The organism is Wolbachia endosymbiont (group A) of Pogonocherus hispidulus, assembly GCF_964028195.1.
GTDB lineage: Bacteria > Pseudomonadota > Alphaproteobacteria > Rickettsiales > Anaplasmataceae > Wolbachia.
The window spans coordinates 1038805-1050553 of record NZ_OZ034750.1 but is presented as its reverse complement, the minus strand read 5'-3'; the positions used below and the strand labels follow the sequence as shown (position 1 = coordinate 1050553).

The window sequence follows — 11749 nt, the reverse complement described above, 5'->3', positions numbered from 1 at the left end:
TATTTTTTTGTATGAGGAGTTATATGAAAATGAAAAGATTATGTGCTTTAGCTGTGTTGCTCACTTCATCTCTAGCAGGTGCAGCGAGTAATAGTGCAAGTAAGTCAGAAGATCAGTACTATGCAGGTTTAAACTTTGGTGCTGGATGGGGTGGTGGCTTTGCAATGAAACCTAGCGTTGTTTTTGGTTATCACCATGACAAAAACTCTAAATTTGAACTTGAGGTTCTTGCTAATATGAGTGATATTGCTCAGGACACAAGGAAAATAGGGGCTAGCTTGCTGGCAAATTACCGTTATTACCCTGACCTTGATATTGATCCTGTTAAACTATATGTCAGTGGAGGTTTAGGAGGATATCTCCAAATAGTACCTTTTGGCTTTGGTAACAGTGGTGCAAGTGCACCTGCAAGCACAGATGTTGGAGCTGCTGGAGAGAAGGCATCTTTAGTAGACAACATACTGGGTTCTATTTCCTATAAACTGAAGGTTGGTGTTGATTATGAAATTACTCCACAGATAGTTGGTGCAGTTGGTGTTACCGCAGGCGGGCAACTAAGTGGTATAAAAGCATTACAAATACCAGATGCAACTCTGGAGGTAGGAATACGTTATAATTTTTAATGCTGCTACTTAGTTCATAAAGGTAGAGACAATGTTGAGGATGAAATAAACAGCATTAAAAAAATCCGGAAACATATGAGATACTTTTCGAATATGGTTTTGAACGCTAACTATAGATTAGAAAAATAACAAGAAAAAGGGTAAACTCCTAGTATTTGTAACCGTTCACGGATTGTGAGAATGAATAAAGAACTAGGTCCAAAGTGTGATGGTATGGATTTAGTATAAATAATTCAGGATGCTTGTGTCCACTGGTTACATATAAATTCATAAGGTTTTGAGAGTTTTGAGTCTTTTTGCGTAATATAACAAAGTTGTAAAGGTGTAACCATAATTCCTCCTTCGATGGTAACTTCTTATACCAATTCTCATTGTTGGCCAGTCAAATAGGAGACATTGCAGAGTTGTTTAATTGTGGAGCTGGCAAGAGAAGTAATAAATTTGCACAAAGCACCCTCAAGCAGAGCAATTGTATCGTATATTTTATTGCGCAAAATGTTCTGTTTTACATATAACCAAAGCCTCTCAACAGTCAGGTGAGTATGGAGGTAGGTATATAATATCGATATTTTTAGGTACCTTTAAATTTTTTGACCTATGCCAACTAGCACAGTCCATAACGAGAAAAGCCTCTCGTGTTTCTAGATATTGCGACATCTGCTCAAGAAATATGTTCATGCAATCAGTGTTGACATTTGAGCTAGAACTCTCTCCATTTCTAGGATTAACCGCACTATAGAGATAGAAATTTTGCCTACCTAATTTTGTTTTAACCTGTGCCCTTTTTAAACCACCCATGTCCAACCTTTGAATGTGTGCCAAACCGTGATTCATCAAAGAAAAATAGCTCTTTTTCTGGATACTTGCTAATAGCTCCATTGAGATTTTTTTTTGAATTCCTCTTGTTTGCTTTTATCTTGTCCATTATGAACTGGTCTTGGTGTAATATATGAGAATTTCATCTTTTGCATATGGCGGTGTACTGTAGATTTGCTGATATTTAATCCGAACTTTTCCTGGATTCTTATTCTCATTTCTTTAATGGTAATATTAGGATTTTCTTCTATCCACTCTTCAATTTGCTGTAGTTGAGCCTGATTTAATTTAGTTTTTCTACGGCGTTGTGGAGGAGCAAACAGTTTTTCTTCTCTGCCAAATTTCAAGAGTTTTACCCACGAAGTTAGTGCGCTTCTCGAAATGCAATATATTTTTGCTACAGCCGTTATACTGTACTTTTTTGCTGCAATTACAGCATTTAGTTTTTTTGAAACATATGCATTATTCCTTACTTTCTTCAGCATTTCTTTTGCTGATTCTACTACTTTTTCATCCAATAATTTTGATCTTAATGCCATTTATACCTCAACTATTTTACTTACTTCATTATGGCTTTTCTTCCATCATTGTCCATCTGTTTGCCGTGTAATGGGAATTGGTATTATATATCATACCATCACACTTTGGACCTAAGCATTCTGTTCAACAAGCTAGAACTGCTATATTTGAATACATGGAAATTTTTACAAAAAACAGCGTAGGCATTCTGCTATTAATTATTGCATTCCTGAACATTGTGATTCATCATTCTTTTTGTAAAAAATTTTCTTAACTTTCTCTCCACTTTTTCTGGGTAAGGTCACAGAATTTTTTACTGGAAATCTTAATTTTGTCTTAGCAATAAATCAACTTAAGGTCATAATATCTTGACATTTATTTAATGTTGCTATATAATAGCTATGTACACTTTGTGTACTATAGCAATAAAATTACCTTGTAATAGGTGTATTGGACCCGAGGGCAGTACTCGGCGTCTCCACCATGTTTTTTAATTTATACGGGGACGAATAAGGATCGACATGCATAGTAAAGATGGTAGCTTTGCTCGGTTAGACACCACCGCTAAGAGTTCATAATTTAAATGCAAACGATAATTTTGCTGCTGAAGACAATGTTGCAATAGCTGCTTAATTTAAGCACTATAACTTCATTGCTATAAGCACGGTTCAGGGAACGCCGGGTAACAGAAGTTCCCCAAAAATTTATGTATGTGAAAGTTATATGGAGCAAACAGATTACAAAAAATTGCTTAATTCTGCTAAGTTTCAAGTTATCAAAAAGACTTTAGATGTTATATCAGGTAATGGTTTTACCCCTTACTTAGAAATATTATTTTTCACATATTTTAATGGTGTGACCATGCCAGATCGTTTGAAAAAGTCATACCCTACTCAAATGCTTATTATATTACAGCATCAATTCTATGATTTAAAAGTTTCTGAGGATAAATTTAGCGTCAGTTTGAGTTTTCAAGGAAAACAAGAGCGAATTACTATACCGTTTTTTGCTATTAGTGAGTTTCGTGATAAAATTTCAGGAGATGTTTTAATATTTGACAAAATCAGTATCGATTCTGATAAAGAATACAAAAGTGAAAAATGTACTGAAAAATTATCAAACGGTAGTATTATATCTATAGATCAACTGCGTGATGAGTAATTGCTCATCTTTGTAAACAAAAAATATTAATAGAAAAAAGTGGTCTAACTTAAGTAATAGAATAGAGGGTAGACAAATATGCTAAATCTTTAATTGTTTATTAACGCAGGTGGCAAAATTTTTCTTACATATCATCAACTTTCTTTATTGAAAAATTCAGAAAAATGTTGTATAATCATTAGTAGACTTTGGTAAAACTTATGGCAAACCCAAACATTAGTATAACTTTCAGCAAAGAAACTTTAGAGTGTCTTGCTGGATTAGCTAAAGTAAGAAATAAATCCATTCAAGATCTAGCAGAAAAATTAATGCAACAAGCAATCGAATTTGAAGAGGATACAATATTGGTTGAGCGTGCTATTGAACGCGATGTTCCAGGTGCGGAAGAGGTAGATGACAGCGAAGAAATCTGGAAGTAGTCTGTACACTATCAAATATCTCAAGAGTATTCGAAAGGACATATCAGCTTTTCCAGAAACTGTAAAATTAAGGATTAAAAATGCAATAAGAGGACGTATTGCAACCGATCCTATTGGTAATGGTGAACCATTACAAGGTAAATTTAAAGGACAAAGAAAACTAAGGATTTGTGACTATCGTATCATTTATGTGCGACCTGAAGTTGCATTGTTGTGATGGTTAAATTCCATCTCCCCAGACATCAGGGGTAAAGCATGGCCCACATTCTGAGAGGTGGCAACTTTTGGGATGCAAGCATGGGACAAAAGGAGGTAACACCAAACCTTATGGTGAATCCCTTCGAGCAAAGCTGCATAAGGTTACGAAAGAAACCTATGTTAGAACTGTCGTTACGCGGAATATGCGAAAAAAGGTTGAACACGCATAGACCAAAATGGTATGAGATAATTTAAGGAATTAGAATAGTAGATGTCTAGTTTTGATGTTCTTAATCTTCGGCGGAGAGTAGGAACCTAAGTGTGGCGTGAAACAAGAATGTAGAACAGGGTAACCATCATATTTGCTCTCTTGAGAAGGTAGCCAAACCGCAAGCTTTATGATGGAAGGATTGTCTAAGAAGCTAATGCCTGAAATAATATTCAGGATATGCTGACGTAGACACTATAATTTGGAAGGTAAAGTTGTAAGTAGTAGTAAATATGTTATGAACCAACAAAAAGTTAGGTATGAATGGAATGAAATTCCCTGGCGTAAGCTAGAGCAATCTTCATTTAAGCTGCAAAAACGAATTTACCAAGCTTCTAAATGTAATGATGTCAAAAGGATGCACAATCTTCAGAGACTATTACTCAAATCAACAAGTGCAAGGATGCTTGCTGTTAGAAGGGTAACTCAGGATAATAGAGGAAGAAAGACAGCAGGTATTGATGGAAAAGCTAGCCTTAAGCAAAAAGAAAGATTGCAATTAGCAAACTCTTTAAATATAAGGGAAAAAGCAAAACCATCAAGACGTGTTTGGATTCCAAAACCTGTTAAACCAACAGAATATCGTCCTCTTGGAATACCTACAATAGCAGATCGAGCAAAACAAACACTTGTAAAAATGGCTTTAGAACCTGAATGGGAGGCAAAATTTGAGCCTAACACTTATGGTTTTAGACCTGGTAGATCTTGTCACGATTCTATAAGAGCTATATTTGATGCACTAAAAAGAAAAATGGCATTTGTCTTGGATGCAGATATATCTGGATGCTTTGACAATATTGACCATAAGGTGTTATTGGAAAAGCTTCATACCACACCAACTATAGTAAAGATTATAAGAGGATGGTTAAAAGCTGGCATTATGGAAGGAAAAGTATTCCAATTTACTAAACAAGGTACAATTCAAGGGGGAACTATCTCACCTTTATTGGCTAATATTGCCTTGCATGGAATGGAATGCTACATAAAAAAAGCTTTGGCAAACGAACTTTTTTCTGATAAGAAAAAGAGACTTGGAAAAGCATCTCACAGGGATGCACAAAACTCATGCAAAGTAATTTTTTATGCAGATGACTGTGCGCCGTAGAAACACGGAAAGTGTTGAAGCTGTGCAGTAGATGAGGGAGGGCCCCTCGGAGCCGGTTTGCAAGAGCAGGCTTCAAACAGCCATAAGCTGCTTTGGTAAAGAGCTAAGGTAGTGAGCGTTATGGAAAAGGCACAATTATGTGTCATGTATGAAATAGAGAGACGAACGCAAGTGAACCACTGATGAAGTGTCGAAAGCGTAGAGACGACGTCAAAACCAGGGGGTAGTCGTTAACCTGGGATGAATCTACAGGGAGCTTGTTTACTGGGTAGGTGGCGTCCGGCATAAAAGTGGCGTGAATCTATTTTAGGCTATTGCATGGAACTACGGGAACCTGTCGTTTCGATGAAAAGGGAGAAGTCCAAAGAGCTGATCTCTGAGGATGAGAGTACCGATGCGAAAAACAGGGGCGGATTAGCTCGTAGTAGCGAAGAAGTTTCTGTAATGGAAATGGAGTGAAGGGGCTAAGTTATTTAGTTTTAATTATTTATCAACCGAAAGGGAGGAGTTAATGAATGAAACAAAGTCTTTTGATATACCAAAGCAACTTATTTGGAGAGCTTATAAACAAGTATCGAAAAATAAAGGTGCAGCAGGTGTAGATGAGGTCTCGATAACAAAGTTTGAAGAAAATCTAAAGGATAATCTATACAAATTATGGAATCGGATGTCATCCGGAAGTTATTTTCCAGAGCCGGTAAAAGCTGTTGCGATACCAAAAGATACAGGAGGGCAAAGAATTTTATGTGTGCCTTCAGTATTCGACAGGATAGCGCAAACAGCAGCTACAATGTATCTTGAGCCGTTAGTAGAACCGAAATTTCACGAAGATTCATATGGTTATAGACCAAATAAGTCTGCGCTGGATGCGGTATACACAGCACGGAAGAGATGTTGGAAAAATGATTGGACGGTAGATCTTGATATATCTGGATTTTTCGACAATCTGGACCACGATTTAGCACTGCAGGCTATCAAGAAACACACAGACTGCAAATGGGTCATACTGTATGTTGAGAGGTGGATGAAAGCCCCCATTCAGCAAGCAGATGGCAGTAGGGTAACAAGGGATAAAGGAGTTCCGCAAGGAGGTTCAATAAGCCCAATCATTTCAAGCATATTTATGCACCATGCGTTTGATATGTGGATGAAACAAAATTATCCAACAGTACCATTTGAAAGATATGTAGATGATGCGATAGTGCACTGCAGAACTAAAAGACAGGCAGGATTTATGAAAGTAATGATTGAAGAAAGATTGGCTAAGTGTAAATTGAAGTTACATCCTGAAAAGACACAGATTGTGTACAGTAAGGATGATGATAGAAAAGAACAATTTCCTAAACAAAGCTTTGATTTTCTAGGTTATACTTTTAGACCTAGAGTAGCAAAGAATAAGATGAGGAATTATTTCATCTCATTTCTACCTGCAATTAGTAACAAAGCCAAGAAGAAGATCAAGAAAACCATAAAGTCATGGAGAATACATCGGATTACATGGACCACACTAGAGGAAATATCGAAGAAAATAGATCCAATAGTCAGAGGCTGGTTTCAGTACTATGGCAGGTTTTATAAATCAGAGATGTATCCATCTCTCAGAAATATAGAGAGATACCTCATAAGATGGGTCAGGACAAAATATAAGAAACTTCGTGATCACGGAAGACTAGCAAAGCAATTTCTAGGAAAAGTGAGAAAGAGGTCTCCAAGTATTTTCTATCATTGGACACTTGGGTTAGGATCAAAAGGCTAAATAATGGGAGCTGTATAAGCCGAGAGGTTTCCGTGCAGTTCTGCGAGAGACTGGTGGGGAAGTTCCGCCGGTCTACTCTCCTTATCATTCTCCATGAAAGTGAAGAAATTATTCTTAGAGCGAAAACTTTAGTTGAAGAGTGGTTAAAAACCATTGGGTTGGAATTAAAACATTCAAAAACAAAAGTTTCCCATACGCTCAAACCTTACGGAGAACAAAAACCAGGTTTTGATTTTCTTGGATTTACAATACGACAATACCCAATAAAACGAGGTAGAAAAGATTACAAATTGCTAATTAAACCAAGTCGTAACTCTATAAAACAGCACGGGTTAGTTATAAAACATAAACTTAAAGCATTACGCAACGCACCCCAGGAAACCGTAATAAAACAACTCAATCTTATAATAAGAGGATGGAGTCAATATTACACTCCTGCAGTGTCAAGCAAAGTCTTTGGTTCATTGGATAATGATACACACAAAAAACTTTGGAAATGGGCAGTCTTTAGGCATCATAACAAAGGAAAAAGCTGGATTAAGAGGAAGTACTTTAAAAAATACGGCAATGATAACTGGCGATTCATGTTAAATGACAATCTATACCTTATTAAGCATAAGGATCATGCTATTAAATGGCACATTAAAGTGTCAGGAGACAGATCTCCTTATGATGGGAATTGGATATATTGGGCAAACCGTTCAAGGAGAGTACCAGGAAAATCACCAAGAGTAATAAAACTATTGAAATTACAACGAGGTAAATGTAACTGTTGTCAACTATATTTTAGGTCTGACGATGTAATTGAAGTACACCATAAAGACAAGAATAGGAACAACAATAATATTGCAAATTTATCTATGTTGCATGGACATTGTCATGATTACCTACATAAGAAGTGTGCATGACAGGCACCAAATTAGAGAGAAGCCGGATGTGGTGAAAGTCACAAGTCCGGTTTTGAAGTCGAGTGGGGAGAGGTGACTTTCCTCACTTAGATAACCGCGTAAACACTGTAGAACACAAAGTAACCATCGTTGCAATAGGACACAGAGATACCATTTACGAGAAGGCTAGGAAGATACTTAGTAGGCATTAAATATATTTACCCATTTTGAAGTTCCTATTACAAAAATAATATTAGTTACAATAGAAAATCTAAAGATTCTACATATATTTTTATACACCACTTCTTCCTGATCCATTTTCCTTATTGAAAAATTAAAAAAAATGCTATATACTTGTTATAGTAGTAGACTTTGGTAAAACATATGGCAAACGCTAACATAGCTCTCAGTAAAGAAACTTTACAGAATCTTACTAAGTTATCTGAACTTACTAAGCAGCCCGCTCAGGAATTAGCAGAGAAACTACTCGGAGAAGCAATTGAACTTGAAATGGACGACTTTTTACTATCTGTGGTTGCTAATGAGTATGACGTTGAAGGTGCAGAAACGGTTAGAAGTGAGGATGTAGATTGGAATATGCTATTGTCTTCTTAAAGAACGTCCTTAAGAAAAATATTCCGGACCTTCCAAAGACGATAAGGTCAAGGGTTGTAGACGCAATACATGATCGGCTTACAGTCGATCCATTGAATCTTGGTAAGCCACTACATTACAGCTTTAAAGGGCATAGAAGGCTAAGAGTTAGTGATTATCGCATTATATATAGCGTAAATACTGTAAAGTATGTAGTGATTATTGTTGCAGTAGGGCATAGAGACACCATTTATGAAGAGGCTTTGAAGATAATCAATACATATACTCTTCAGCAAATTCTATCTTCCTTGTTTATCAAGTTACATGAGTAAATTATACAGAAAATCTTAAAGATTTTATATATATAATTTTATACACCACTCCTTCCTGATCCATTCTCTACCTTAGGTGGCTTCGCTCAGCTCAAAGAAAGTTCATTTTTTTGGTTACCCCCCTATAAATTATATATTATATATATAATTAGGGGAGAGGCGACGAAAACAAGATTTAGAGTTTGAGGAGCCTCCGGTTCAAGGTAGAGAATGGATCAGGAAGGAGGGCTCAGGGTCGATGAATGTTAATTACCTTAAGGATTACATCGATTTAGATGTATGATCTCATATGTTTTTGTAGAAAGTTCAGCAAGCCAATGTTCGTGTAAGTGTTGTCATTTTTAACCTTTTATAGTATTCTTGCATATTGAAACTATAAAATTCAATTTATGTATTTACGTTCTATAACCCCAGTTTTAGAAAGATTTTCTAAGCTTTATCCTGCTTTGGGCATTACAGGACCTAGACAGTCTGGTAAAACAACCATTGCAAAAACGTTGTTTAAGCACTTGCCGTACGTATCTTTAGAAAATATTGACACTCGTTTTCAAGCGCAAAATGATCCTAGGGCATTTCTAGCTAATTATCGTCAGGGCGCTATTTTTGATGAAGTACAGCACGTACCTGAGTTGTTATCATATCTTCAAGAAATAGTTGATGAGTCTCCTGTAAAGGGTCGATATGTACTAACAGGGTCTCAAAATTTTGCTCTTAGTCATCATGTTTCTCAATCTCTTTCAGGGCGCATAGGCATGACAACACTATTGCCCCTGAGTTTATCTGAGCTCGGTACGTTTATAAATGTTAATTCAGCTATTTTTAAGGGAGGGTATCCTGGATTACATAGCCTTAACATGCATCCACTGGATTTCTACCCCAGCTACATTCAAACCTACATTGAGAGAGACGTTCGACAACTTAAAAATATTGAAAACATTGGTAGATTCCAAACCTTCCTCAAACTGTGTGCAGGTCGAGTAGGTCAGATTCTTAATTTATCATCTTTTGCTCAAGATTGTGGCATTTCTCATACAACTGTACGACAGTGGCTGAATATTTTGGAAGCTAGTTACCTAATATTTTTTCTTCAACCATTTCACCAAAGTTTCAACAAGCGTTTAATCAAGATGCCAAAGTTATACTTCTATGACACTGGTCTTGCTTGTACGCTCCTTGGTCTTGAAAAGGAGAGTCAATTAGAAACGCATTACCTTAAAGGAGCTCTGTTTGAAAATTTGATTGTATTGGAGATTTTCAAGAGGCGCCTCAATCAGGGATTACCTGCCAATCTATACTTTTGGCGCGACCGAACGGGACATAAAGTAGATTTATTAGCGGAATGGGGTGGTGACATTCATGCTATTGAAATTAAGGCTGGTTCCACGCTTCAGAGTGATTTTTTTAAAAATGTACAGTATTTCTGTGAACTCTCTCAAACAGCTAAGGGGTATTTAATCTACACAGGTCAGCAGAATGGTTCACACGCAAAAGTTAAACTTGTGCCAATAAATGAAATAGATCAACTATCAGAATAAAAACATTACTTACAATTCAATAATTCTCCAAAATCAATTATGTTTGAAAAGTAATCGCTGTCTATAACGTCGTCACTTACACCATTAACGTGAATAAGGACTGGACGACATGAAAAGCCTTTTGGACGCTTTAGTGTATCTATTTTTTTTTGTACTTCTTGTATTATTGAATGACCGATTTTATTTTTTGAAAATTTGATTTCGCAAATGTAGAGAGTGTTAAACTTTGTTTGAATCATGTAATCAATTTGACAACCGGAACTATTACTTGTCTTTCTCTGAAAAAATGGATTTTCGCTTACTATTCCATCAATTCCTAAGATACTATGTATGCTCTTTCTATTGCTCAGCACCAAATTTTCAAATTGAAGCCCAATCCACTCTGGTAGGAACCCCATAGAGTAGGTGTCACGATTAATTTTTCCTAGATTTTTTTCAATATATTTTAGATAAAATCTTACATAATTATCTTGAAGTCTGTACCTTCTGAGTCGTGAATCAGTACCAGTTTTTATACTCCAAGTATGATCCTTTACAATAAAACCAGCGAGCTCAAGCTCATGTAGATACTCGGAAATGCGTCCATGCCTTGCGATATCTAAAGCAGCACAAATTTCTTCCTGTTCTTTAGCTCCAGTAGAAAGAGCTCTCACTATTTGCTTATAAAAAGCTGTTTTTCGCATGAATAGATCTGAAAATATTTGGTCAAACTCCTCAACTAAAAATCCACCTTTTGTAAAACAAAGCTTTTTAATATTTTCTTCAGCACTGTGTTTAAAATTTACCTCTTCTAAATATTTTGGAATTCCGCCGGTTACTGCAAGTACCTTAAACTTTTCGTATGCTGAAATATTTTTTGGCCAAAATTCATTGCAATCAGAAAGTGATAACTCCCCGAGTGTTAAAGTCAACGATATTCTTCCCACAAAACCAGTACTACTAAGTATGTTTTTTTCGATCCAAGATGATGCAGATCCACAAATAACAAAAATTAGCTTGTTATTATTTTTTAGCTGTGTATCCCAAAAATTCTTTATTTTGCCCAAAAAAGTTGGATCTTTTGAGCCCATCCAAGAAATTTCATCAAAGAGCAATAATATTTTGCCAGATAGTAAACGTTCACCAACTGACCATAGTAAATCACTCCAATCATCATATCTAGCAAAAGACGTATTAAATTGTCTAGCAACTTGTCTAGAAAATTCATTAAGTTGATGGGATGTTGTAATATGCTTTTCTGGTGGCAAACCTGCAAATGAGTAATATTGCTCGAAATGCTTACCAAACTCTTGAATTAAACGACTTTTTCCTATACGACGCCTTCCTTTGACCACTACAAAAGATGCAGTATTTTTTTCTGTAAGCTCCAGCAGTTGTTTTAATTCAGCTTGCCTACCAATAAACGATAGAGACATAAAATACAAAATATAAATCTTTGTCTCCATTATACATGATGAAATTGGAGACGTAAATAAGTAAATTTTGATCTTTGTCTCTATTTTGAACTATCGAGTTATAAAAATAAACCAATCCAAA

Annotated in this window: 12 protein-coding genes, 1 other RNA gene and 1 pseudogene; 12 read left to right on the top strand and 2 right to left on the bottom strand. The window is 36.0% G+C overall.

Annotated features, from left to right (window positions below):
* Window positions 1–23 precede the first annotated feature (23 nt).
* Window positions 24–623: a hypothetical protein gene (locus ABWU58_RS05065; protein WP_353282769.1), complete on the top strand. Its 600-nt coding sequence runs from the start codon at window positions 24–26 to the stop codon at window positions 621–623.
* Between the two features lie 368 nt (window positions 624–991).
* On the opposite strand, the pseudogene ABWU58_RS05060 reads toward ABWU58_RS05065, so the two are convergent.
* Window positions 992–1978: pseudogene (locus ABWU58_RS05060) on the bottom strand (IS630 family transposase).
* 344 nt (window positions 1979–2322) lie between these two features.
* Between ABWU58_RS05060 and ssrA the strand changes: the two are divergent.
* The 11 genes from ssrA to ABWU58_RS05005 all read left to right on the top strand — a co-directional run bounded on the left by ssrA (window position 2323) and on the right by ABWU58_RS05005 (window position 10213).
* Window positions 2323–2659: a transfer-messenger RNA gene (ssrA, locus tag ABWU58_RS05055) on the top strand.
* Window positions 2660–2681: 22 nt separating this feature from the next.
* Entirely contained in the window at window positions 2682–3119 is a 438-nt protein-coding gene (locus tag ABWU58_RS05050; protein ID WP_353282768.1) for a ClpXP protease specificity-enhancing factor SspB, read from the top strand.
* A gap of 200 nt (window positions 3120–3319) precedes the next feature.
* A complete protein-coding gene (locus tag ABWU58_RS05045) occupies window positions 3320–3538 on the top strand; it encodes a hypothetical protein (RefSeq protein WP_353282767.1) in 219 nt (72 codons plus the stop codon).
* The gene (locus ABWU58_RS05040; RefSeq protein WP_353282766.1) at window positions 3513–3755 is read left to right on the top strand and encodes a type II toxin-antitoxin system RelE family toxin; all 243 of its coding nucleotides are present in this window, start codon (window positions 3513–3515) and stop codon (window positions 3753–3755) included. The genes ABWU58_RS05045 and ABWU58_RS05040 overlap by 26 nt, the downstream gene beginning before the upstream one ends.
* Window positions 3756–4206: 451 nt before the next feature.
* Entirely contained in the window at window positions 4207–5109 is a 903-nt protein-coding gene (locus ABWU58_RS05035; protein ID WP_353282765.1) for a reverse transcriptase N-terminal domain-containing protein, read from the top strand.
* A gap of 318 nt (window positions 5110–5427) precedes the next feature.
* Window positions 5428–5568: a hypothetical protein gene (locus tag ABWU58_RS05030; RefSeq protein ID WP_019078704.1), complete on the top strand. Its 141-nt coding sequence runs from the start codon at window positions 5428–5430 to the stop codon at window positions 5566–5568.
* Between the two features lie 52 nt (window positions 5569–5620).
* Window positions 5621–6865, top strand: coding sequence for a group II intron reverse transcriptase/maturase (ltrA, locus tag ABWU58_RS05025; RefSeq protein WP_353276809.1), 1245 nt, complete (start codon window positions 5621–5623; stop codon window positions 6863–6865).
* 53 nt (window positions 6866–6918) lie between these two features.
* The gene (locus tag ABWU58_RS05020) at window positions 6919–7773 is read left to right on the top strand and encodes a group II intron maturase-specific domain-containing protein (protein ID WP_353282764.1); all 855 of its coding nucleotides are present in this window, start codon (window positions 6919–6921) and stop codon (window positions 7771–7773) included.
* A 363-nt stretch (window positions 7774–8136) separates the two neighbouring features.
* Window positions 8137–8367: a hypothetical protein gene (locus ABWU58_RS05015; RefSeq protein ID WP_353282763.1), complete on the top strand. Its 231-nt coding sequence runs from the start codon at window positions 8137–8139 to the stop codon at window positions 8365–8367.
* Complete coding sequence (locus tag ABWU58_RS05010) at window positions 8343–8678, top strand: type II toxin-antitoxin system RelE family toxin (protein WP_353282762.1); 336 nt, start codon at window positions 8343–8345, stop codon at window positions 8676–8678. Before ABWU58_RS05015 ends, ABWU58_RS05010 begins: the two co-directional genes overlap by 25 nt.
* 389 nt (window positions 8679–9067) lie before the next feature.
* Window positions 9068–10213 carry an ATP-binding protein gene (locus ABWU58_RS05005; RefSeq protein WP_353282761.1) on the top strand — a complete coding sequence of 382 codons (1146 nt, stop codon included), beginning with the start codon at window positions 9068–9070 and terminating at the stop codon, window positions 10211–10213.
* A gap of 5 nt (window positions 10214–10218) precedes the next feature.
* Here the strand turns inward: ABWU58_RS05005 and ABWU58_RS05000 are convergent, their stop codons facing one another.
* Window positions 10219–11628 carry an AAA family ATPase gene (locus ABWU58_RS05000; protein WP_353282760.1) on the bottom strand — a complete coding sequence of 470 codons (1410 nt, stop codon included), beginning with the start codon at window positions 11626–11628 and terminating at the stop codon, window positions 10219–10221.
* Window positions 11629–11749: the final 121 nt, after the last annotated feature.